Raw genomic sequence first — 23,048 nt, forward strand, 5'->3', positions numbered from 1 at the left:
TTTATAGGCATTTTTGAAAACTTTGTAAAGATTGCTATCCTTTAGTTTTTAAGCCTTCAGCGGAGAAAGAGGGATTCGAACCCCCGGACCTGTTACAGTCAACAGTTTTCAAGACTGCCGCATTCGACCGCTCTGCCATTTCTCCAGTATGTTGCTATCAGTGCCTGATTGCGGGTGCAAATATAAGACGGTTTTTCGGTTCTCAAAACTTTTTTTGGAGTTTTTTTGAAACTTTTTTGAAATAATTTTCAAGTGTCTAATTATCAGTATTTCTGAAATTGAGCTTTTTTGAAAAATTATCCTAAATCATCTAAAATAGGAACTGATTTTTTGTTTTCGTCAACTGCAACAAATGAAAAAGTTCCAGAAACTACCGTTTCGCGAAGCTCAGAATACATTTGTTCCATAAAGATGTCGACATGGATTTTGCAACTCGTGTTTCCAACACTAACAACTTTTGCCACTAATTCGATCAAAGTTCCAGCTGGAATTGCTTTTTTAAAATCGATTTGACCAGTTGAAATCGTTACTACTTTTTTGCGGCTAAAACGTGTGGCACAAATAAAAGCAACTTCATCCATTAGATGAAGCGCTGTTCCTCCAAATAAAGTGTCATAATGATTGGTTGTACTTGGAAAAACGGCTTTAAAAATTCGAGTCTCAGATTTTATGATTCTTTCTTCAATTGTCCCCATAAATTAGTAGTTTACGTACTCTGTGATTTCAAGGCCGTAGCCAATCATACCAACACGTTTTGTTTGCTGAGTATTTGAAACTAATCTAATTTTTGAGATATCAATATCATGAAGAATTTGAGCTCCTATTCCGTAGTCTTTGCTATCAATAATCACTTTTGGTGCTTTTAACGTTCCTTCTGACTGTAGCGCTTTAAGTTCAGAAATTCTATTCAATAGGTTAACGGCTGTCATATCTTGATTAATGAAAATAATAGCTCCTTTGCCATTTTCATTAATAACTTTAAACATATCGTCTAATTGCTGTTCTGCATTGTTTGTCAAAGTGCCAAGTAAATCATTGTTAACTTGTGAAGAGTGGATTCTAGTTAAGATTGGCTCGCCTAAATTCCATGTTCCTTTAGTCAACGCAATATGAATTTGCTTGTTGGTTGTCTGTTCGTAAGCTCTTAATCTGAATGTTCCAAAACGAGTTTCAATATCAAAATCCTCTTTTTTTACAATCAGACTGTCATGTTGCATTCTGTAGGCAACTAAATCTTCAATCGAAACTAATTTTAAGTTGAATTTTTTCGCTACTTCAATAAGTTGAGGCAGGCGCGACATTGTTCCGTCTTCATTTAAAATTTCGCAGATAACGCCAGCAGGTTTGAATCCTGCTAATCTTGCAAAATCAATTGCGGCTTCAGTATGTCCAGTTCTTCTTAAAACACCACCTTGTTTTGCAATTAATGGGAATATATGTCCAGGACGTGCTAAGTCATGTGGTTTTGTATTTGGATCAACTAAGGATTGAACCGTTTTTGATCTATCTGCCGCAGAAATTCCAGTTGTAACTCCGTTGCCTTTCAAATCAACTGAAACTGTAAAAGCAGTTTCCATGTGATCTGTATTGTTAGTTACCATGGCACGCAAATCAAGTTCCTTGCAACGACTTTCTGTAAGTGGTGTACAAATTAATCCGCGTCCGTGTGTGGCCATGAAGTTAATCATTTCTGGAGTTACTTTTTCGGTCACGCCAAAAAATCACCTTCGTTTTCACGATCTTCATCATCGACTACAATGATCACTTTACCTTGACGAATATCTTCTATAGCTTCTTCAATGGTATTTAGTTGTATTTTTGCTGACATAATTATTGTTTGTTTTGAGCGGGAAAAAATCGCTCGGAAATTTTCTGAAATGCTTGAGAAATTGGCGTTGTGATTGCATCAAAATTTATTAAACCATTGTCGTTTGTTGCACGATAGGTCAATAAAATTGCCAATGGTGATAATATGAAAGATGACATCCATGATCCCATAAAAGGAGTCATACCGCCTTCTTGCGAAAGTCTTTTCCCAAAAGTATTGATAAAGTGGAAAGTAATAAAAATCAAAACTGCAAATACGATAGGCAATCCCAATCCTCCTTTACGGATGATTGCGCCTAAAGGAGCTCCAATAAAAAACATTAAAAAGCACGCAAAAGCAATCACAAACTTCTCATACAATGCAGTTAGATGTTTGTTAATCTCGCGTTGTTTGTCTTTTAAATCTTTTTGAGTTGCCTCGATTGAATAGATATTGCTGGATACATTGCTGTTGGCCATTTTTAAGATATCTACCTTTTGTTTTGTATTATATAATGACAAAAGATCATTAGGCATTTGCTTTTTCTTTATGTCAGTTTTTGTCGGAATAGGGATTTTTTGATTCCCACTCGTTGATTGATATTTTCTGAAAAAGAAATTATTTCATTGTCTAGATTTTTGCTTAAAGAATCTAAAGTATAGCGTAATTCGCTGACATTTAGCATTCCGTTTGTGCTATTTACGCTTTCTTTGTCATCGTCAACTTTGTTTAATTCAGACAAATCGATATTGATGATTTGCTTTTTAAAAGAGGCTTTTACAAATGGTATTTTGGCGCGATCTTCATATTTTTTTGGTGTAACGTCTTGGTAATAATAACCGTCATTTAAAACCAATTTTAAAATACTTGATTTTTCATTACTGATTAATTTACCGTGTTTGGCTTTTATGACAGTTTTGTTTTCACCAATATTGTTGTTCTTTTCATGAATTGTAACTCCTGTTAAGATGTTTCCGTTTTCGCCTGATTTTTTATTTACTTTGATATTGTAAAATCCGACATCGTTAAATTGTCCTTCGGCGATTGCCATTGCAGGTTTCGCTTGAGCAATATTTTTTCGGAAATTAACGAATTTGTATTCCGCATACGGAATGACATTATTGGCAAACCAAAAAGCAACAATACTTAAAACAAAGATAAATACAATCAAAATACGCATTGCTCTCTGAAGTGAAATTCCTGAAGATTTCATCGCCGCAAATTCATAATTCTCGGCTAAATTTCCGAAAGTCATAATCGAAGCCAGTAAAACCGATAGTGGTAAAACTAACGGAATAATCCTTGGCATCGAGAATAATAGGAATTTTACAATCAGAATCAAATCCAAGTCTTTACCTGCAAGCTCTGAGATAAAAAGCCAGACCGTTTGAAGAATGAATATAAAAAAAGGATTACGAATACCGTAGTAAACGTAATCAAGAATGTTTTTAGTAAGTATTTGTCTAAAATTTTCAACCCGTAATTAATCTAATTTGTTGATGTAGTATTTTGGATATTTGCTCGCTACAAAGGTAAATTGATTTTTTGATAAAGGCTGATTGGTTTTAAAAGAATTAACGGTTAAAGTCGTTTTTGTTCCGTTTTTTCCAGTTTCAATCAAATTATAGATGTGTTTTGTTTGAACGTCAATTCCTAAAAGAATTTCTTTTCTTTGGTCTTTACCACTAGTTGGCACTAATTTTATGTATTGAATTTTTCTTCCCTTAACATTCTGAACAATATCCATATTGTATTTGTATCCAGAATTAAAGAAAGTGAGCATTTTAGAAGGCGTAATAGCATTGTCATCTTTTTCATTTACTTTAGAAATAGTAACTTCTTCGTCTTCAGGATTGATAGTGTATGTTTTTTGTCCGTCAAATATTTTAGTAACTCCCATGAAGTTCAATACATATTGATTTCCCTTCATTGTTACATTTCCTTTACTGTCTTGATTAATGTTTTCTTTAGCATTATTCAAAGAGTATTTAAAGTCGATCACAATATTATCGTAACTTTTTATTTTAGTTGTTACTTCGTTCAATAAATCTTTGGCTTTTTTATCCTGAGCCTGAATAGAAGTGAAGCTCAAAAGCAATATAGTTGCAATTTGAAGACACTTTTTAGTCATGTTTGTGATAGAATTGTTTCTGATTTCCTGAATTTTCGTTTTCATGATGGGGTTAATTTTGTTCATTATTAAAAAATTGATCAAGAGCACTTAAATCTAGAATGTTTACGCTTCGAGCTTTACTGCCTTCAAAAGGACCAACAATTCCGGTCGCTTCCAATTGATCGATCAATCTTCCGGCTCTGTTGTAGCCTAGTTTTAATTTTCTTTGCAGTAACGAAGCAGAACCTTGCTGTGCATTGACAATAATCTCAGCGACTTCTCTAAACAGGGTATCTCTTTCGGAAATGTCTATATCAAGATTGATGCCACTTTCTTCTCCGATGAACTCCGGAAGTAAATAAGCCGTGGCATACGCTTTTTGTCCACCAATAAAATCCGTAATTTTTTCGACCTCTGGCGTATCAATAAATGCACATTGAACACGCACAACGTCGTTTCCATTTGTGTATAATAAATCTCCTCGTCCAATCAACTGATCAGCTCCTTGAGTATCCAAAATCGTTCTTGAGTCAATTTTTGAAGTTACTCTAAAGGCAATTCTGGCAGGGAAATTGGCTTTAATTAAACCTGTAATTACGTTTACAGATGGTCTTTGTGTTGCTATAATCAAGTGAATACCAATAGCACGAGCCAACTGAGCTAAACGCGCAATAGGAATTTCGACTTCTTTTCCTGCTGTCATAATCAAATCGGCAAACTCATCGACAACCAGAACAATGTATGGTAAAAATCGGTGACCGGCTTCTGGGTTTAATTTTCTTGATCTGAATTTTTCGTTGTATTCTTTAATGTTACGAACCATCGCGTCTTTTAATAAAGAATAACGATTGTCCATTTCGGTACAAAGTGAATTTAAAGTATTTACAACTTTTGCGTTATCAGTAATAATAGCATCTTCTGTATCAGGAAGTTTGGCTAAATAATGTCTTTCAATTTTATTGAAAAGCGTAAGCTCCACTTTTTTCGGGTCAACCAAAACAAATTTTACTTCTGCAGGATGTTTTTTGTATAAAAGAGAAGTTAAAACAGCATTCAATCCAACCGATTTTCCTTGTCCCGTAGCACCTGCCATCAATAAGTGAGGCATTTTGGCCAAATCGACAACAAAAGTTTCGTTAGAAATTGTTTTTCCTAAAGCAATTGGCAATTCCATTTCAGCTTCTTGGAATTTTGTTGCTCCAATAACGCTTTTCATGGAAACCATGGTTGGGTTTTTGTTCGGAACCTCGATACCGATAGTTCCTTTTCCTGGAATTGGTGCAATAATACGAATTCCTAAAGCCGATAATGACAAGGCAATATCATCTTCTAAACTCTTAATTTTCGAAATTCTAATTCCGGCTTCTGGAACAATTTCATATAAAGTTACTGATGGTCCAACGGTTGCTTTAATCTGGGCAATTTCAATTTTGTAATTACGAAGTGTATCTACAATTTTGTTTTTATTTTCTTCTAATTCTTCTTGATTGATTGTAATTCCGCCAGTCGAATATTCTTTTAATAAATCGATAGTTGGGAACTTATAATTTGAAAGGTCTAAAGTTGGATCAAACAAACCAAAATCGGCAACTAATCTAGAAGCTAGATTTTCTTCAATAATATCTTCTTCTTCTGCTTTTTCGATTACAAATGCTTCGTCGTGCGTTGGAATGACTTGCGGAGTAGACGGTGTAATAGGTTTTAAAACCGGACTCAGGTCAATTTCTGATGAGTGTGAAATGGTTGGTTTTAAAGCTTCTTTGTTGATTTCAAATTGACTGTCAACGGTTTTTAGGTGAATATTGTCCAATTCAGGATCTTCTTCCTCAATTGCAAATTCTTCTAAATTATAAGCGCTTTCAGGTTGTTGCGGTTGTTGTGGCTGAATTGGTTTTATTGATTCTAATTCAGAGTTGAATTCCTTTTTTGTCGAATCAAAATAAGACTGAATTTTTTCAGGCGATACTTTTATTTTGAAAATCAAATAAACAATCAGTCCGAAAAGCAAGGTTAATAAAGTTCCTGTTTTTCCGATGTAATCCTGAAGGAAAAGATTTAATTCATAGCCAATCGTTCCTCCTAATTCCGGTGCTGACGTAGCGAAAAAACCAAAAAGAATAGAAACAACAATCAAGGCAAATAAATCCCAGAACCAAGTATTTTTTAGTTTTTTGGTCGAAAGCTCTAATGCTAAAAAAGTCCGGTTAAGAAAAATAGACGAACAAAAATGAAAGATGCTATTCCGAAACCTCGATAAACGATCAGATCAGCAAGATAAGCCCCGAATTTTCCGAGCCAGTTTTCTACTACTTCATCTCGGTCTCCAAGACTGTTGACAGCGCTTTGGTCGGTCTGCCATTGTCCGTTAACATAAAATGAAATAAACGCAACTAATAATGCGATTGAAAAGAGTATCAGAAGACATCCCAAAACAAACTTTTGTTGTTTGGTTAGTTTCCAAGACCTAATACTCTCGACTTTTGATTCTGTTTTTTTGTCTGCAGTTTCTTTTTTTGCTTTTGCCATTCTTGCGTTTCGCCTATATAAATTTTGGGATATAAATAATTAAGCCAATTGCTATTGCAGTCATTGCGGCAAAAAATACCGCTCCGGCGAGCAATATCTTTAATAAATCCAATTCGTTTGCTGTAGTCAGGATGAATAAAATCGGCAATTTTTTCAACAGCTGTATTTAATCCTTCAACAGCTAAAACTAAACCAATGGCTAAGGTTTGACATAGCCATTCGGTTTGTGAAATATGAAAATAGAAGCCAGCTATCGTCATGATAATTCCCAGTGAGAATTGAACCATAATGCTGTGTTCTGTTTTAATCAATTTTACAGCTCCATTAAAAGCATAAGTCATGCTTTTTAACCGACCTGTAACAAATGTATTATCTTTTTGAAACTCCATTTATAGGAAAATATTATAATGCCGCTAATGTCGCTTCGTAATTTGGTTCGTTTGCGATTTCTCCAACTTGTTCTGTGTGAAGAACTTTTCCGTCAGCGTCAACAACAATGATTGCTCTTGAGTGTAAACCTGCTAAAGGTCCGTCAACGATTTCTAATCCGTTTGCTTTTCCGAAAGCACCAGTTTGGAAATCTGATAAGTTTACTACATTTTCTAAACCTTCAGCACCACAAAAACGTTTTTGAGCAAAAGGTAAATCTCTTGAAATACATAAAACTGTAGTGTTTTCTAATCCGCTTGCACTTGCATTGAATTTTCTAACAGATGTTGCGCAAGTTCCTGTATCCACACTTGGGAAAATATTTAGAACTAATTTTTTACCTGCAAAATTGCTTAATGAAGCAACAGATAAATCGTTTTGAACTAATTTGAAGTCAGCTAATTGTGATCCAATTGCTGGTAATTCACCTGATGTATGAACTGGATTTCCTCCTAAAGTTATTGTAGCCATGATTTTTGTTTAAAATTAATGAGGCTCAAAAGTAAGGATTAATATTTGAATCTAAAAGTATTTGTTATGGGTTTAAGGAGAGATTAAGAGTGGTTTTTTGATGGCTACGGATTCACGAATTTATCTCATAATTTTAGTTTTTAACAGGTAGATTTTAGATTTGCGTCACGCTTGTCAGGCTGAGCGGAGTCGAAGCCCGCGTAAGTCAATCCACAATTTAAATTGATAATCTTTGTCGAATTGCTTTGCGTTGGCTTCGACTCCGCTCAGCCTGACAAAGATTATGTCAAAACAGAGACTGAAAACTGCCACTGAGACTGAAAACAAAAAAAACGTCCCTAAAATAGAAACGCTTTCTCAGTCATGTTTTTTTGTTTTTTATTTGAAAAAGAGGCCGATTTATTTATCGATTGAGCCTAAAACACGTTTCATAAACGTGTTTAAAGCTTCTTTTTTATCAGTTCCTTGAGCCACAAGTTTTTGTACTTCAAGTGCGCCGTACATGTTCGAAATCAATTCGCCGATAACGTCTAGTTCTTCATCTTTAAGAGAAGGAATTTCGGTCATCGCTTCTAGAACTTCGATCGTTTCAATGATATAATCCTGATCGTTTTCTTCGATGAATTGCGTTAAATGCTTAATTACTGGTAATTTCATAATTTTTTGTTTAAGCGTTAAATCGTTTTTTTGTTTAATCGATTAAACGAATAAACAAATAACCAATTAAACAATAGCGTTTACTAAGTCAATTAATACTTCTTGTTTGTTGGTTTGCGTTTCGCCAACTAATTGTCCGTTTACGAAAGTTGCGAATGTTGGCAAGTTGCTCACATTAGCTAATTTTCTAGACTCAGGAGAATTTTCAGCATCAACCAAAACAAAAGTGATAGCTTCATTTTCTGTTGCTAATTTTTTGAATTTTGGTTTCATAATACGGCAATTTCCACACCATGAAGCTGAATATTGTACTACTACTTTTTCGTTTTTAGCAACTAAATCTGCTAACGTATCTTCGTTTAAGTCGATTAACATAAGTTTATTTTTTAGACACTAAGTTGCTAAGGTTCTAAGATGCTAAGTTTGCTCTCGAACCGAATAACTTTGTGTGGATTTATTTTGATTTTTTTAAGTCATTGAGATTCTAAGATCTAAGTTTGACCTTAGAATCTCTTGACTTTGTATTGTAGAATTGTATTTAAGATTCAAAAGTTAAGTTTAAAAACTTAGCAACTTAGAACCTTAGTATCTTAGCGACTTAATTAGCGCTTAAGTATTCAGCAGTACTGATTCTGTCAGCAGACATAGCTTCTTTACCAGCTTCCCAGTTTGCAGGACAAACTTCACCTTTAGTTTGAATGTGAGTGTAAGCGTCAACCATTCTTAAGTATTCGTTTACGTTACGTCCTAATGGCATATCGTTTACACTTTCGTGGAAGATTTTTCCAGTTTCGTCGATTAGGTAAGTAGCTCTGTAAGTTACGTTTGAACCTTCGATGATAACTGAATCAGTATCTTCACTGTAGCTTGTAGATTCGATATCAAGAATACCTAAAATGTTAGCTAAGTTACGGTTAGTGTCAGCCAAGATTGGGTAAGTAACACCTTCGATTCCACCATTGTTTTTTGGAGTATTTAACCAAGCAAAGTGAACTTCGTTTGTGTCGCAAGAAGCACCAATTACGATAGTATTTCTTTTTCGAATTCTGGTAATGCGGCTTGAAAGGCGTGTAATTCAGTTGGACATACAAAAGTAAAATCTTTTGGGTACCAAAATAAAAGTACTTTTTTATTGTTGTTTACTGCTTCTTCAAAAATGTTGATTTTTAAATTGTCACCCATTTCTGAGATAGCATCTACTGCAATACTTGGGAATTTTTTCCTACTAAAGACATAATTTTCGTTTTACGTTAAATATTTATTTGCCGCAAAAGTAGGGCATAAGTACAGGTTCTTACAATAAGATGTGATTATAAAAATTTATAAGTTGATAAATTTTGGTTATTTGATGTTTTAACTTATTGAATGTCAATATTTACTGGCAGAGCGCCATTGAAAATATTTTTTTCTAAAAATTGAACTCCTGCTGTTTTTTGAAACACTTCAAAATCTTGGTACGCCTCAATTAATCCTGAAGCCTTTTTAAGATTCGGAATTAATGGTAAAGAATACGGATTTCCGAAAACGTAAACAATGCATTTTTTAGTTTGTAGTAAGTCAGAAAGCAAGTCTAAAACTTCATTGTCAATTTCGAAATTATTCAGCGGTTTTGCTTTTGGAACAAATAATGAAATGATAATCGTTTCAAAATTTTCTAATTCTTTTTTTATGGATGAAATATCGGAAACTTCTAAATTTTCAAAAGCAAATTCAGGCGAAGGTAATTTTGAATTTAGAGTTTTGAAGAATGTATTCTCGGTATTTTTATATAAACTCAGTTTGGCTAATTTGTTGTTTTTCTGAGCTTCAAAAGCCAATTCTGAACTTGCGTTGTCTATAAGTTTGGTAATCGCATTTTGAGCAATTTCTAAGTTTATTTTTGATGTTTTTTCGAAATTTAATTCGCCCGAAATACCGGTATTTCCAGAAAGAATTCCTGCTTTTTCTTTAGCTTTCATGATTCGGTTAAAGCTTTCTTCGATTCGGTCTGGTGAAGCGTTTTTATAAATCGCTTCAATTCCTTCGGGAACATTTTCGGCAAAACATAAAACATCGTTTCCTGCGTTAAAAGCTTCCCATTCTAATTGTCCTTTGGTTTCGTACAATTTAGAAACGCTGTGCATATTTAGAGCATCAGAAATTACTAGACCATCATAACCTAATTTATCGCGCAAAAGATCTTGAATTACTGCTTTTGACAACGTCGCTGAAGTATCTTTTCCATCATTTAAACTTGGAACAGCCAAATGCCCAATCATAATCGAATCAACATTGTTTTCAATTCCTTTGATGAACGGATGCAATTCGTTTTCCATCAATTCTTCTAAAGTTTCCTTTAAAACCGGCAATCCTAAATGTGAATCGACATTCGTATTTCCATGTCCAGGAAAGTGCTTCAAACATCCTAAAACTCCAACTTCTGACATTCCGTTTAAATATTCGACAGCAAAATCGGCTACTTTTTCTTTGTTTTCACCAAAAGAGCGATAACCAATAACGGGATTATCTGGATTGTTATTAATGTCTGCCAAAGGCGATAAATTGTACTGAATTCCGGCCGCTTTTAAATCCAAACCAATTTGTTTTCCAACTTCATAAACCAATTTTGATTTGCTTTCTGGCAAAGCGCCAAGCGTAATTGCATACGGATATTGCGGTGTTTTTTCGATACGCATGGCCAATCCCCATTCTGCATCAATACTGATTAGAAGTGGAGTAGAAGCGGCTTTTTGATAACGAACAATTAGAGCTTTGATTTTTTCGTAGCTGTCGTCATTAAAAACTACTTTTTTCTTGCTTTCGTAGTTAGTTGCCGCGCTCGCACGACTATGAAAAAGGTCAATCCGCCAATATTATACTCTTTTATGAAACGTTCCATTTCCTGAATGTTTTCTTCTGTATCGTTCATAAATACGGCAGGAAAGAAAAATTGTCCTATTCTTTGTCGTAAAGCTTGTTCTGTAATTTTCATTATTATAAAGTCTTTTTCATACAAACACTATTATCCATTTCTTCATAAGGCGGATAATTTGGAATGATGGTATAATTTAGTTTTTGATATAAGTTGATGGCTTCCGGCTGATTTTTTCCGGTTTCCAAAATAGTATAAGTATAACCCACTTCTTTGGCCCAGATTTCTAATTCGGCTAAAACTTTAGAAGCAATTCCTTTATTGCGGAAATCAGGATGAACGTACATTCGTTTGATTTCGGTTTTGTCGCTTTCTTTTTCGCGGAAAGCGCCACAACCAACAGCAATGTCATTTTCGTAATAAACAATTACATGTTTTATTTTATCGGTTTTATTAAACTGATTGTAAAAAGCATGATCGTCTCCGTCTCGAATTGCTAAATCTTGGTCTAATAAAGCAACCAGATTTATAAAATCAATATCGTCTGAATTCGTACGTTTTAAAGTAACCATGTCAAATAAATTTAGTTATCATGTTTTTACCATTAAGGCATTAAGTTCATAAAGCTATGGCTTAAATTGCTTAATCTATTCGAGGTAAAAGAAAATTAAGCTTATCGTCTTAGTTTTACTTTATTCTTTTCTTTTCAACAAGAAAGTTCATAAAGCTTGGCTTAAATTACTTAATATCTTAATGGTAAAAATTATTTCAACTTTGCTTTCTTTTGTTTAGCCAATTGTTTTTTAGTTTCAATAGCTTTTTCCAATCGGTTTTTGAATCTGAAAAGTTTTGGAAGTCCTTCCAATCGGTCTACAAGAGTGATTTCTTCGTAAACCAAAATGGCTTTTTCTAAAACCCTGATTTCGTTTTCGAGATCAAGTTGATTTTTGTAGATCGTAGCTAATCGATCGTAAGGGTGATTTCCTTTAAAGCTTTCTGCGACATTTTCCTCATACAATTCAATTGCTTTTTCAAGATTTCCATTTTTTTCGAACTCAGCTCCTTTCAAGTTGCGTTCGGCCTGCAAATTTTCATTGATTTCCATAGGTAAAAGTTTGATTTGGGGTTTAAACTTCTTCTGATTTTTTCCCAAAATCTTTTGGGAAACTTAAAAAACGTGATAAAATAAGACCTGGAATTGTGGTAATCAAAACCCAAACAAAAAAGTTCTGATAGCCTAAATATTGTTGTATAAAACCGCTCAACATTCCCGGAAGCATCATTCCTAATGCCATAAATCCGGTTGCAAGTGCATAATGTGCTGTTTTTGATTCTCCTTCGGCAACATGAATTAAAAACATCATGAAACCGGTAAATCCAAAACCATAACCAAATTGCTCTAAAACAACAGTAATACAAGTATAAAGATTTAATGGAGAATTTATTTCGAAAAAATATAAATTTAAATGAAGATGAAATAATTCTTGTGGCTGAAAATGAGCCAAGCCAATAAAACCAAGAATTGGGAGATGCATTGCTAAAAACATTGGAAACATCCATTTAGTAAGTCCGTGTTTTGAAATTGCAATTCCACCCAAAATTCCGCCAATTGTTAAAGCTGAGATTCCTAATGTCCCATAAATGATTCCAACTGCTTCCGTGTCTAATCCCATTCCGCCTAATTCTTTAGAATCTAATAGGAATGGACTTAGCATTTTAAGCAATTGTGATTCTCCTAATCTAAAAACCAAAATAAAAGCCAGTACCAATCCGATTTGTTTTTTCTGAAAGAAGCTGGTAAATATCGTTCCAAAATTTTGGTGCGTTGTTTCTTTCTTGTTTTCTACGACATTAATCTCATTTTTTGGCGTAAAAATAAAATTGTACGCTGTGATGAATGTCATTACTAAACCAACAAAAATCATCGTGTACGACCAAGCTTTGGTATTGTCTCCATATTTATGTTCCAAATATCCAGCGAAAAGTACTACCAATCCGTTTCCGGCAAGCATAGAAAGTCTGTAGAAAGTACTTCTGATTCCGATAAAGAAAGATTGTTTGTCTTCCGGCAAAACCAATAAATAGAAACCGTCGGTCGCAATATCATTTGAAGCAGAAGCAAAAGCGGCGACCCAAAATATGGCCAAAGACATCATGAAAAACCCGTTTGTCGGAATCGTTAATCCAACTAATAAAAAGGCAATCGAAATTAATAACTGCATCCCTAAAAACCATTTTCTTTTGGTTCCGATTAATTCGATAAGCGGACTCCAAAGCGGTTTTACTACCCAAGGAAGATATAATAAACTGGTGTAGATTCCGATGTCTTCATTTGAAATTCCAAGATTTTTGTACATAATTACCGAAACCGAAATAATTATGGCATATGGCAATCCAGATGCAAAGTTTAAAAAGGGAATCCAGAACCAAGGGTTATTATCTGTTTTCATTAGGTTGATTTGGTGTATAGTTTTTAAAAGTTTTTTTAGATCAATGGCAGTTGGTGTACTTTCGTTGGCATAGTAATCAATGAAAGTTACGGCGCAGGCTTTGTAAAGATTTAGTTTTCCGCCAGCAATCGAAAAAGTGATTTTTCCATCAACTTCTTTTATGGTAACTTTTTCAACGATTTTGGTAGCGTCGTTAATGTCGATTTTAGAAATATTGTCGCCACCGTACACCACCATATAACGCACTTTAGTATTCAGCGGACTTTTTATTGTAAAGGTATATTTTATGCTGTCTTTTGCATATTCAAGAACTTGTGGCGTATCAATAATAACATGTTTCAAATTTGGAACCGGAGCAGGAAGCGCTGGATATTTATATTGATTTTCTTCTAGATGACGAGCCACGTCTAAGTTTTTATCCATAAACCATTTAGAGCTGAAATAAGCACTTCCGGAAACGTTTTTGAAGGTTCTTAGAAAATCGATTTGTGTTGGGATTTCGGTAATGAAATTCCAGCTTTTATCGCCGTCGCCTCTAATTTTATAAGACGCATGACCAATATAAATCGCAGTATTTGGATTAGCATTTTCTGACCACCATTTTACTAGTTTAGAATAAGATGCTCTCGTATTGTTCATGCTCCAATACAATTGAGGCAAGATGTAATCGATCCATTTTTGATCCATCCAAAGCATTGGATCTGCGTATAAATCGTCGTAATTTGAGGTAGATTGTGTTTCGGAACCTCTTGGATCCTGAGATTTATTTCGCCAAACCCCAAACGGACTGATTCCGAATTGTACCCAAGGTTTACTTGCTTTAATTGTAGTTGAAATGGTGTGTACAAAGTTGCTCACATTGGCACGACGCCAATCAGAAAGGCTTAAACCTGCTCCGTATTTTTTGTATGAAGCAGTATCATTAAAGACTTTTCCGGGAACAGCATACGGATAAAAATAATCATCAAAATGAATGGCGTCGATGTCGTATTTATCAACGACTTCTTTTACCACTTTTGTCAAATGTTCCTGAACTTCAGGTAAAGCAGGATTGTAGTAGTATTTTCCGCCGTATTCGATCATCCATTCCGGATGTTTAAAAAGATCGTGTCCCGGACTTAAAAGATTTTTATTCAAATCAAAAGTCGCACGATACGGATTCAGCCATGCATGAAACTCAAATCCTCGATTGTGCGCTTGCTCGATCATCCAAGCTAATGCATCATAATATGGATTCGGAGCCAAACCTTCTTTCCCTGTCAAAAATCGCGACCAAGGTGCCAATTCAGAAGGATAAATCGCGTCGCCAACGCTTCGAACTTGAACAATTACGGCGTTGTAATTCAGTTTTTTGTATGTTTCTAAAATTTCAAGATAATCAGCTTTTTCTTTTTCAACATTGTCTGCACTTGTTTTTGGCCAGTCAATATTCACTACAGTCGCAATCCACACACCTCTGAATTCGTTTTTAGGATGCAGTATTTTTTCCTGTGAAAAGGATTTCCATCCAAAGAAAAACAAAAATAGAATAGAGTATAGTAAGTGCTGATTTTTATGCATTTCAATCTTTATATTAACAAAAACCAAAAATAGTTTCTTTTGCCACGAATTACACGAATTTTCACAAATTATTTTTGAAAGGAATAATTAAAAAGAAAAAATAGTGCAATTTGCGCAAGTAATGGTGTTTTTTTAGCCACGAATTGCACGAATTATCACGAATTGTTTTTTATACAGTCAGAAAAAATTAGTGGAAATTTGTGTAATTCGTGGCAAACTTAATTTAATCAGGAAAAGAAATTTTCCCCATTGTTACCGATGGAATTCCTTTTTTGAACCAAAATTATAATTTCCTCCCGCAACCGTTTCATTCGCCAAAACAGCAAACAAAACCGCTTCTTTAGCATCGCCTGAAATTCCGAGAACGTCGCTTTTTTCAAATTTACAAGACAATAATTCCTGTAACCATCTCACCAATAACGGATTCCTAGCGCCACCGCCTGACATATAAACTGTAAACTCATCGATTGGAGTTTTAGTATTTTCTACAACAAACAAAACCGCTTCGGCAATCGTTTCGGCGCTTAGGCGTGTTAAAGTGGCCAGCAAATCTGGTGCCGAAATATTTTCTAAGCCTAATTTCATCAAAGCAGAATTCACAAAATCATGATTGAATAATTCCTGACCTATTGTTTTCGGGAAGCTTTTTGGAAGAAAGCGTCACTTTTTAATTCGCTTAAAAGTTCTTGATTTACTGTACCGCTTTTGGCGATTTCAGCATCTTTATCGAAGCTTTTTTCAGGGAAAAATTGTTTGGTGAAAATATCGATTAGCGTATTAGCCGTTCCAGTATCGGTTACAAAGACTTCTTCGGCGTTTTGTGAGGCTGGCAAATAAGTGAAATTTGCGATACCGCCCATGTTAAGCATGATTCGGTTTTCGCCTTTTTTGCTGAATAACAAATAATCGCCATAAACCGCCAAAGGCGCGCCTTCGCCACCGCCTGCAACGTGTTTTTGTCTGAAATCTGATAATGTTATAATTCCGGTTTTTACCGCAATATGATCACCGTCGCCAATTTGTAGAGTTGCATTTGGGAATTTTTCCTGCTGATGCAAAAACTTTGGTGCATGCAAAACCGTTTGTCCGTGCGATGCAATCAAATCGACTTCGCTTGCGGGAATATTCCATTTTGAAAGACAATCGTTGATCATTCCGGCATGTAAATCTGCAATCCATGCGTTCAGTAAAACCAAATGCTGAAAATCGATTGTTTTTTTAGCAAATACCTTTCTGATTTCGGTTTTAATGTCTTCGTTGTAATCGATGGTTTCAAACTGTTCGATTTTTACAACCGTGTTTTCGCCTTCGCCGGAAATTGCACAAAGTGCCAAATCGAGCCCGTCGAGTGAAGTTCCAGACATTAAACCTATTATTTTTCGGGTTTGTTTTTGAGCTATATTGTAAAGGGCGGTTATGTTTTTATTCATTTTGATGGAATGCTTTTTTTGATAATGCTAAAATGGGATTATTTTGGATAAAATTACATTGAAATTGTAAAAAATAATGAAAAATAAACAGGTATAAGTACGTATTTGTTTAAATAAGTTAATTAATATTTTTGGTGCGAAGTTGATTAGAGTTTGTAAAAGACAGGTTCTACTAATTTATAGTGTTTCATCAAGTAACTAATAATATTTTTTTTAACTAAAACTATGAGAACAAGACTATTCGCATTTTTAACAATTATCATTATTGTATTGCAGTCATGCAAAGACACTAAAAATGAATCTGATTTAAAAGTTAGAGAAGAAAAACCTATTGAGTTTTCTAGGACTTTTTAGATACTAAGGATTTAATTCTGTCAAAAGATACTTTGAAGAGGTCAATAAAATTCAAATTTAGAGATTATGAAATTCCATTTAATTTAGCCTTGCTTTCGGGCTTAGATAAGGAATCTTGCAATAGAATTGTTTATTTAAAAATTGTAAAAGATGAAAAGTTTGTCAGTAAAGTAGATGTTTTGAATTTGGATGCAAATTTGGTTCCTTGCGCAATGGAATTTCAAGATGGCGAAACAAAGGATACTACTAAGTACGAAGCGGCAGTTATCAATTTAGAATTGAAAGTTAAAGAAGGAATAAAAAAATACGATTTTAAAGGCTCTATTGGTAATATTACAAGTTTAGGAGTTTACAAAAATCATTAAAATTTTCCTATAACGCGGATTTGCAATCCGTACCTGCACAAATAGAACGCAATAATAATTTGAAAAATATATAATTTACGGGCACCAATTGCAAATTCAAGCTATCGTTGTTGTGGATTAAAATATTCGATTTACATTTGATTGAATTATGATTGAAAAAATCCTAACAGACTACGTTACATTTATCAGAAACTTCGAAGCTTTATTAAAAGATAAGTACAAACAAAATATAAATCCATGTTCATTTTCTAGTGACTTTTTTGAAAGAAAAGGAACAATTAATGGAATTGAATATTGGTTTCACGGAAGTGGTTGTACAGCTAAGAAAGACGGAGTTGTTTATGAGTATGATAGTACAATAAATGAAATTAAATTTTCTCAATGGAAATTTTCAGAGTTTATTCGTACTCATCCTGAATATCATAAATTAAATTATAGTGAAGATTACATTGAGTATGAACTTTATCAACTTATAAATGAAGGAATTTTAGAATGGTTAACTATCGAAGGAATAGAAGGAACTCCTTTTGGATGTGTTTTTATGACGTATAGGATTATTCAGGAATCACTTTTATTTTAAAATTAAACAAAAATGAAGTCAACATTTGCCTACATTTTCCATTTTTTATATTGGGTTTGGTTTATCTATTTTTTCTTTTATACTACTCAAGAAATAATAACATTGAAACAAATTGTAGTAGGAGAAGGCATAATTTTTATGGTAGTATCGACTTTTGTATTGTTTTTTGTGGGGCTGTTTCTGTATGTATTTACACTTTCTTTTGAAATTTCAAATGAAATAAATAAACGTTTACAATCTTTTTCTCTGGTTGTTTGTGTGGTTTTAGTCGTCCTGTTTTTTCTTGCGTTTAGAGGAAATAGCTCACTGCACGCATGATATTCAGGATATTTCAAAATTTTGATATACTCACCCGTTAGCGCGGATTTGTAATCCGTGCCCGCAAAGATTGGACACAATATAAGTTGAAAAAGATATACTTTGTGGGCACGGATTACAAATCCGCGCTATCGTTGCGTCCTAAAACTTTTATTTAAACGGTTTTTCAATAAATGCTTTTATGAAATCAAGTGCCCTAGCCCTGATGGGAGCGGCATCCTTTTGTGGCGGGGTTCGCCACAAAAGATATAGCGGACAGCAGGAAATAGCTCCTAATTAAACTTGCAATTACAATAATTCACACTATCATTACTGAAAATATCTTAAAGATAAACGACATGAAATTATCAACATTAATTTTACTTTTTTGTGTTAACCTGATAAGTTATTGCGCAATTTCTCAAACTAATAAAATTGATCTTCAAATTCCAGACAAAGTTGAGATACAGAAATCTGGGAATCAGGCGTATTTTCCAAATACAAGGGTTTCAATGGTAATTTCTGAAAAGTATAGAAAAGAGGAGCATGATGGCAATGTTCGTGTGTTTGAAAATACAAAAACAAGTTTTTCAAAAGACAAGGCAAGTTTTAAAGAATCAATAGCAAAAAATAAATTAAAAGGAGCAATAATTTATTATGAAAAAGAATTTAAACTTGGAGACTACGATGCGTATTTAATGTATTGCCCTCAATTGGAAGGAGAATCAGACGGAATTATTTTAATGTTTGGAGATAATGATTTCTCTGTTATGGTTGAAGGAAAGTTTTTAAAGGATGATGAAAAAATCCGTCAAGATATACTTTCGGCATTATTAACCTGCAGTTTTGATAAAACTGAAAATCAAGATTACTTGGCTTTTGCTAAATTTAATTTGGATCTTTCAAAATCAGACTTTAAGTTTTTTTGTAATTTATCAGCACAAGATTTCTATTTTACTGAAAATGGCATAGGAAGTTTTTCTACTGCCAACCTAAATATTATAAAGGTTTTGTCGCTACCTTCAATGGTAAATTTTGAAGCACGAAAGAAATATGCCCAATCAATGATAAATTGGTATAAAAACGATGGCATTAAAATTCAAAAAGCAGTAGAAAAAGAAATTGTAATAAATGATCTAAGTGCTTATGAAATTACTATTATAGGCAAGTTTAATGATAGACCTGTAACGGTTTATCAAATTGTCTTGGGTGACAATAAAGCAACTATTAATTTTTGCAGTATAACTTATCTGGATAATTTATTCAATCAGGCTAAAGAAATAGGATCAACATTAAAGATAAAGTAATTAGATACTGAGAATTGGATTAGGCCCCGCTCTCCAAAGTCTTATAGAAACCTAAAGTGTATTTAGAAGTTTTGCTGTGCGAAGTCTCCTTACTTCGTACCCGTTCCAATTTTAATAACTGTATTTGCTAATCGTTGTCGCTTCGAGTTCGGGAGGCTTCACAGAGCGAGGTATTTCAAAATTTTGATATACTCGCTATTTTTTTTAAATTTGATTAAACGAATTACTCAAAATAGAAAGTCATATACTCATGTTGTCCGTTAGACTTATTCGGGAAATTGCCCATAACGGATTTTAAAACAGAAGGCAAAAATGTTAGAGTTCATATATCATTAAGACATGAGTTACGAAAAAATCAAAGAAGAATTTATTAAAAGTGCGGAAGCGTATATAAACGCAAAGCGCCAGCCATTTGAAAAATTATCAGGTATGGAACTACTAGATGCAAAATCTCATTATCTGGATGGTTTTCAAGATTACATTATGCATTTAAACTTTACATTAAACGCATTGGTTGAGGAACATTCGATAACTTTTCAAACCCTTGAAGAGGCAAATGCTTTTCAAGATTTCATGAAACCGACTTTTGGTGTTCTTTCTAAAAAGTTTACAGAAGGAATTATGGATTAAAAAGAGAAAATTTACTTTTTCAAAGGCCTTCGACTACGCTCAGGGTGACAAACAGGTTAAAATTCCAAATAATAAAATTGCTACGCCTGTTCGCTAACGCTCGGGTCCAAATTCCAACTCCAAAAACAATCTCAAAGAAAACCTTTGCCTCTTTGTCACTATGTCACTTTGAACCTTAAAAAAATCCCTATTTTTGTATTTCAAAAGAAAGCAATAATGTTACGACTTAAGGATTTAGAGCAGTTAGCCGGCGAACTCGAGGGCACAATTTTATACGATGATCTTCATAAAACACTTTATTCGACAGATGCATCGGTGTACCGGATTCGGCCAAATGCGGTGGCTTTGCCTAAGTCTACAGCTGATATTAGCAAATTAATTCGTTTTGCTAGAGAACATAATATTTCGGTTACGCCAAGAACAGCCGGAACTTCACTTGCGGGACAAGCCGTTGGCGACGGACTTGTGATCGATGTTTCGAAACACTTTACCAAAATATTAGGTTACGATGCTGAGAAAAAACAGTTACAGTTCAGCCCGGCGTTATTCGCGACGAACTGAATTTATTTTTGAAACCTCATGGCGTTTTCTTTGCGCCAATTACTTCTACTTCAAACCGTGCAATGATTGGCGGAATGGTGGGGAATAATTCATCGGGAACAACTTCAATTCGTTATGGCGTTACGCGTGATAAAATTGCCGAGGTAAAAGCGATTTTGAGCGATGGATCGGAAGTGGCTTTTGGCGAATTGACTTCGGCAGAATTTATTGAGAAAACCAAAGGCGATTCTTTAGAAAATAAAATCTACAAAAGCGTTTACGACGAACTTTTGGTAAAAGAAAATCAGGAAGAAATTATAAAAGAGTTTCCAAAACCAGAAATTCACAGACGAAATACAGGTTATGCTGTTGATATTCTGCTAAGATCAGAATTATTTGGCGGAACTGAACGTACAATAAACCTTGGAAAACTGCTTTGCGGAAGCGAAGGAACTTTGGCCTTCACAACCGAAGTAACTTTAAAAGTGGACGATTTACCGCCACCTCACAGCATTATGGTTGTGGCGCATTATCACACGATCCAAGAATCTTTGGAATCTGTTGTGGTGGCGATGAAACATCATTTGTACACTTGCGAAATGATCGACGACACGATTTTGGATTGTACGAAAACGAATCGTGAACACATTAAAAACCGTTTCTTTTTAGTTGGAGAACCTAAAGCGATTATGTTGTTTGAAGTCGCATCGCACACGTTGGAAGATGCCGAAAATCAGGCAAACGCTTTAATTGCCGATTTAGAAAAAATAATTTTGGTTACGCGCTCGTAAAAATTTACGGACCAGATATTGATAAAGCCAATGAATTAAGAAAAGCCGGCCTCGGACTTTTAGGAAGCATTGTGGGCGACGACAAAGCCGCCGATTCTATTGAAGACACGGCGGTAGAATTAAGCGATTTGCCAGCTTATATTGCGGAGTTTTCAGCAATGATGTTAAGCCACGGACAAGAAGCGATTTATTATGCGCATGCAGGTGCGGGAGAATTGCATTTGCGTCCGGTTTTGAATTTGAAGAAAACATCAGATTTAAAATTATTCAGAACCATTGCGACAGAAGTGGCACATTTGGTAAAAAAATACAGAGGTTCGTTAAGCGGTGAACATGGCGACGGAATTGTGCGTGGTGAGTTTATTCCGTTTATGATTGGCGATAAGAATTACGAATTGCTGAAAAGAATCAAATTAGCTTTTGATCCAAATTCGGTTTTAAATATCGGGAAGATTGTAAATGCCTTGAAAATGGACGAAAATCATCGTGTAATTTCGGGCAGAGTAGAACCAGATATCAAAACGTTTCAGGATTTCTCTGATAGTTTAGGAATTTTGCGTCTCTGCCGAAAAATGTAACGGTTCTGGCGATTGCCGAAAAATGCCATCGGCAGGAGGAGCAATGTGTCCGAGTTATCGTGCGACGCGAAATGAGAAAGAAACCACTCGTGCAAGAGCAAATGCGTTGCGTGAATATTTGACGTATTCTGAAAAAGAAAACAAATTTGACCAGAAAGAATTATATGAAGTTTTTGAGTTGTGTGTGAGCTGTAAAGCCTGCGCCAGCGAATGTCCGAGTAATGTGGACGTTGCGACTCTTAAAGCTGAATTTTTATACCAATACCAAAAAGCAAACGGATTTTCGACCAGAAACAAGATTTTTGCCAACAACGCGAAATTGAATAAAATGGGAAGCAAATTCCCGTCGATTACGAATTTTATTTCGAATCAGTCTTTGGTTAAAAAAACAATGGGAATTGCGCCCGAAAGACAAGTGCCGCTTTTGGCGAAAAAGACTTTCAGAAAATGGTATCAAAACAATAAACCTGCGGCAACTGATTTTCCAAACGGAAGATTGTATTTGTTTGTGGATGAATTCACGAATTATTACGACGTAAATATTGGAATCGATGCTTTCGAATTATTGACTAAATTAGGCTATCAGGTTTTAGTTGTCGATCACGAAGAAAGCGGAAGAACCTATCTTTCAAAAGGATTTTTGGAAGAAGCCAAAAAGATAACGGATATCAATGTCAATATTTTTAAAGACTTAATTTCCGCGAAAGCGCCATTAATTGGGATTGAACCTTCGGCAATTTTGACTTTTAGAGATGAATATTTGCGATTGGCTTCGGATAAAGAAAATGCGGAGAGAATTTCGCAAAATGCTTTCACAATCGAAGAATTCTTCAAAAAAGAAATCATCGACGGAAAAATAACTCCAGATTCATTTTCTGAAGAGACCAAAGAAATTAAAATTCACGGACATTGCCATCAAAAATCTTTAAGTTCAGTTGAAGCGACTTTTGCGATGCTGAATCTTCCAAAAAATAATACGGTTACAATTTATAATTCAGGTTGTTGCGGCATGGCGGGTTCTTTTGGTTATGAAAAAGAACATTATCAAGTAAGTATGCAAATGGGAGAGGATACGCTTTTCCCAAAAGTTCGTAACACCGCCGAAAACGTAAAAATTCGTCTGCGGCAGGAACAAGCTGTCGTCATCAAATTTATGATGGAACAAAACGTGAAGCGCAACATCCGGTTAGTATTTTGCGGAATTGCTTGAAATAATTTAACCGCAAAGATTTTTGTTTCACGCAGATTTTGCAGATTTGAGCAGATTTTATTTTAGATTTAAATAAACAAAATCTGCTTTTATCTGCTTAAA

General features: G+C 34.6%; 17 protein-coding genes, 1 tRNA gene and 7 pseudogenes. 5 read left to right on the top strand and 20 right to left on the bottom strand.

The window, feature by feature from the left end; translation table 11 throughout:
* Nucleotides 1-60: 60 nt before the first annotated feature.
* The 19 genes and pseudogenes from ACQ9BO_RS09515 to ACQ9BO_RS09605 form a co-directional block, all read right to left on the bottom strand.
* A tRNA-Ser gene (locus tag ACQ9BO_RS09515) sits at nt 61-145 on the bottom strand.
* Between the two features lie 151 nt (nt 146-296).
* On the bottom strand, nt 297-695 hold the full coding sequence (locus ACQ9BO_RS09520) for an acyl-CoA thioesterase (RefSeq protein WP_431244520.1): 399 nt from the start codon (nt 693-695) through the stop codon (nt 297-299).
* Nucleotides 696-698: 3 nt separating this feature from the next.
* Nucleotides 699-1,828 (bottom strand): annotated as a pseudogene (gene ribB / locus ACQ9BO_RS09525) (3,4-dihydroxy-2-butanone-4-phosphate synthase).
* A 2-nt stretch (nt 1,829-1,830) separates the two neighbouring features.
* Nucleotides 1,831-2,343 (bottom strand): LptF/LptG family permease, encoded by a 513-nt coding sequence (locus tag ACQ9BO_RS09530; RefSeq protein WP_431244521.1) that lies wholly within the window; start codon nt 2,341-2,343, stop codon nt 1,831-1,833.
* Nucleotides 2,344-2,354: 11 nt separating this feature from the next.
* Complete coding sequence (locus tag ACQ9BO_RS09535) at nt 2,355-3,155, bottom strand: LptF/LptG family permease (protein WP_431244522.1); 801 nt, start codon at nt 3,153-3,155, stop codon at nt 2,355-2,357.
* Between the two features lie 135 nt (nt 3,156-3,290).
* Nucleotides 3,291-3,983, bottom strand: a complete 693-nt coding sequence (locus tag ACQ9BO_RS09540; protein ID WP_132987534.1) for a LolA family protein — start codon at nt 3,981-3,983, stop codon at nt 3,291-3,293.
* Nucleotides 3,984-3,990: 7 nt separating this feature from the next.
* Nucleotides 3,991-6,446, bottom strand: a pseudogene (locus tag ACQ9BO_RS09545) (DNA translocase FtsK).
* A gap of 13 nt (nt 6,447-6,459) precedes the next feature.
* Nucleotides 6,460-6,835, bottom strand: a pseudogene (locus ACQ9BO_RS09550) (diacylglycerol kinase).
* Between the two features lie 13 nt (nt 6,836-6,848).
* Nucleotides 6,849-7,346 carry a thiol peroxidase gene (gene tpx / locus ACQ9BO_RS09555; protein WP_431244523.1) on the bottom strand — a complete coding sequence of 166 codons (498 nt, stop codon included), beginning with the start codon at nt 7,344-7,346 and terminating at the stop codon, nt 6,849-6,851.
* Between the two features lie 399 nt (nt 7,347-7,745).
* A complete protein-coding gene (locus ACQ9BO_RS09560) occupies nt 7,746-8,003 on the bottom strand; it encodes a DUF6952 family protein (RefSeq protein WP_008462029.1) in 258 nt (85 codons plus the stop codon).
* 66 nt (nt 8,004-8,069) lie between these two features.
* Nucleotides 8,070-8,378, bottom strand: coding sequence for a thioredoxin family protein (locus ACQ9BO_RS09565; protein WP_008462030.1), 309 nt, complete (start codon nt 8,376-8,378; stop codon nt 8,070-8,072).
* Between the two features lie 223 nt (nt 8,379-8,601).
* Nucleotides 8,602-9,185 (bottom strand): annotated as a pseudogene (locus tag ACQ9BO_RS09570) (peroxiredoxin).
* A 176-nt stretch (nt 9,186-9,361) separates the two neighbouring features.
* Entirely contained in the window at nt 9,362-10,684 is a 1,323-nt protein-coding gene (locus ACQ9BO_RS09575) for a glycoside hydrolase family 3 protein (protein WP_431244524.1), read from the bottom strand.
* A gap of 101 nt (nt 10,685-10,785) precedes the next feature.
* On the bottom strand, nt 10,786-10,974 hold the full coding sequence (locus ACQ9BO_RS09580) for a hypothetical protein (protein ID WP_431244525.1): 189 nt from the start codon (nt 10,972-10,974) through the stop codon (nt 10,786-10,788).
* A 2-nt stretch (nt 10,975-10,976) separates the two neighbouring features.
* Entirely contained in the window at nt 10,977-11,426 is a 450-nt protein-coding gene (locus ACQ9BO_RS09585; RefSeq protein WP_431244526.1) for a GNAT family N-acetyltransferase, read from the bottom strand.
* 191 nt (nt 11,427-11,617) lie between these two features.
* Nucleotides 11,618-11,959 (bottom strand): hypothetical protein, encoded by a 342-nt coding sequence (locus ACQ9BO_RS09590; RefSeq protein WP_308092541.1) that lies wholly within the window; start codon nt 11,957-11,959, stop codon nt 11,618-11,620.
* Nucleotides 11,960-11,981: 22 nt separating this feature from the next.
* A complete protein-coding gene (locus ACQ9BO_RS09595) occupies nt 11,982-13,304 on the bottom strand; it encodes an MFS transporter (RefSeq protein ID WP_431245095.1) in 1,323 nt (440 codons plus the stop codon).
* Between the two features lie 591 nt (nt 13,305-13,895).
* Nucleotides 13,896-14,864 (bottom strand): annotated as a pseudogene (locus ACQ9BO_RS09600) (glycoside hydrolase family 10 protein); the annotation flags it as partial.
* Between the two features lie 252 nt (nt 14,865-15,116).
* Nucleotides 15,117-16,294, bottom strand: a pseudogene (locus tag ACQ9BO_RS09605) (anhydro-N-acetylmuramic acid kinase).
* Between the two features lie 386 nt (nt 16,295-16,680).
* Here ACQ9BO_RS09605 and ACQ9BO_RS09610 point away from each other — a divergent pair.
* Together ACQ9BO_RS09610 and ACQ9BO_RS09615 are read left to right on the top strand one after the other, a co-directional pair.
* Entirely contained in the window at nt 16,681-17,013 is a 333-nt protein-coding gene (locus ACQ9BO_RS09610; RefSeq protein WP_431244527.1) for a hypothetical protein, read from the top strand.
* A 148-nt stretch (nt 17,014-17,161) separates the two neighbouring features.
* On the top strand, nt 17,162-17,593 hold the full coding sequence (locus tag ACQ9BO_RS09615) for a DUF6896 domain-containing protein (RefSeq protein WP_431244528.1): 432 nt from the start codon (nt 17,162-17,164) through the stop codon (nt 17,591-17,593).
* A gap of 86 nt (nt 17,594-17,679) precedes the next feature.
* On the opposite strand, the gene ACQ9BO_RS09620 is transcribed toward ACQ9BO_RS09615, so the two are convergent.
* Nucleotides 17,680-17,928 (bottom strand): hypothetical protein, encoded by a 249-nt coding sequence (locus tag ACQ9BO_RS09620; protein ID WP_431244529.1) that lies wholly within the window; start codon nt 17,926-17,928, stop codon nt 17,680-17,682.
* 321 nt (nt 17,929-18,249) lie between these two features.
* On the opposite strand from ACQ9BO_RS09620, the gene ACQ9BO_RS09625 reads away from it, so the two are divergent.
* The 3 genes and pseudogenes from ACQ9BO_RS09625 to ACQ9BO_RS09635 all read left to right on the top strand — a co-directional run bounded on the left by ACQ9BO_RS09625 (nt 18,250) and on the right by ACQ9BO_RS09635 (nt 22,951).
* The gene (locus ACQ9BO_RS09625) at nt 18,250-19,197 is read left to right on the top strand and encodes a hypothetical protein (RefSeq protein ID WP_431244530.1); all 948 of its coding nucleotides are present in this window, start codon (nt 18,250-18,252) and stop codon (nt 19,195-19,197) included.
* A gap of 339 nt (nt 19,198-19,536) precedes the next feature.
* Entirely contained in the window at nt 19,537-19,827 is a 291-nt protein-coding gene (locus ACQ9BO_RS09630; RefSeq protein ID WP_431244531.1) for a hypothetical protein, read from the top strand.
* Between the two features lie 216 nt (nt 19,828-20,043).
* A pseudogene (locus tag ACQ9BO_RS09635) lies at nt 20,044-22,951 on the top strand (FAD-binding and (Fe-S)-binding domain-containing protein).
* Nucleotides 22,952-23,048 lie beyond the last annotated feature (97 nt).

This window comes from Flavobacterium sp. P21 (assembly GCF_050632225.1).
Taxonomy (GTDB): domain Bacteria; phylum Bacteroidota; class Bacteroidia; order Flavobacteriales; family Flavobacteriaceae; genus Flavobacterium.

Bases quoted from the DNA above. Each gene is read 5' to 3' on its own strand.
- ACQ9BO_RS09615 (WP_431244528.1), top strand. From the start codon at position 17,162: ATGATTGAAAAAATCCTAACAGACTACGTTACATTTATCAGAAACTTC.
- ACQ9BO_RS09560 (WP_008462029.1), bottom strand. From the start codon at position 8,003: ATGAAATTACCAGTAATTAAGCATTTAACGCAATTCATCGAAGAAAAC.
- ACQ9BO_RS09590 (WP_308092541.1), bottom strand. From the start codon at position 11,959: ATGGAAATCAATGAAAATTTGCAGGCCGAACGCAACTTGAAAGGAGCT.
- ACQ9BO_RS09540 (WP_132987534.1), bottom strand. From the start codon at position 3,983: ATGAAAACGAAAATTCAGGAAATCAGAAACAATTCTATCACAAACATG.
- ACQ9BO_RS09530 (WP_431244521.1), bottom strand. From the start codon at position 2,343: ATGCCTAATGATCTTTTGTCATTATATAATACAAAACAAAAGGTAGAT.
- ACQ9BO_RS09585 (WP_431244526.1), bottom strand. From the start codon at position 11,426: ATGGTTACTTTAAAACGTACGAATTCAGACGATATTGATTTTATAAAT.
- ACQ9BO_RS09625 (WP_431244530.1), top strand. From the start codon at position 18,250: ATGAAATTATCAACATTAATTTTACTTTTTTGTGTTAACCTGATAAGT.
- ACQ9BO_RS09520 (WP_431244520.1), bottom strand. From the start codon at position 695: ATGGGGACAATTGAAGAAAGAATCATAAAATCTGAGACTCGAATTTTT.
- ACQ9BO_RS09565 (WP_008462030.1), bottom strand. From the start codon at position 8,378: ATGTTAATCGACTTAAACGAAGATACGTTAGCAGATTTAGTTGCTAAA.
- ACQ9BO_RS09630 (WP_431244531.1), top strand. From the start codon at position 19,537: ATGAGTTACGAAAAAATCAAAGAAGAATTTATTAAAAGTGCGGAAGCG.
- ACQ9BO_RS09580 (WP_431244525.1), bottom strand. From the start codon at position 10,974: ATGAAAATTACAGAACAAGCTTTACGACAAAGAATAGGACAATTTTTC.
- ACQ9BO_RS09595 (WP_431245095.1), bottom strand. From the start codon at position 13,304: ATGAAAACAGATAATAACCCTTGGTTCTGGATTCCCTTTTTAAACTTT.
- tpx (WP_431244523.1), bottom strand. From the start codon at position 7,346: ATGGCTACAATAACTTTAGGAGGAAATCCAGTTCATACATCAGGTGAA.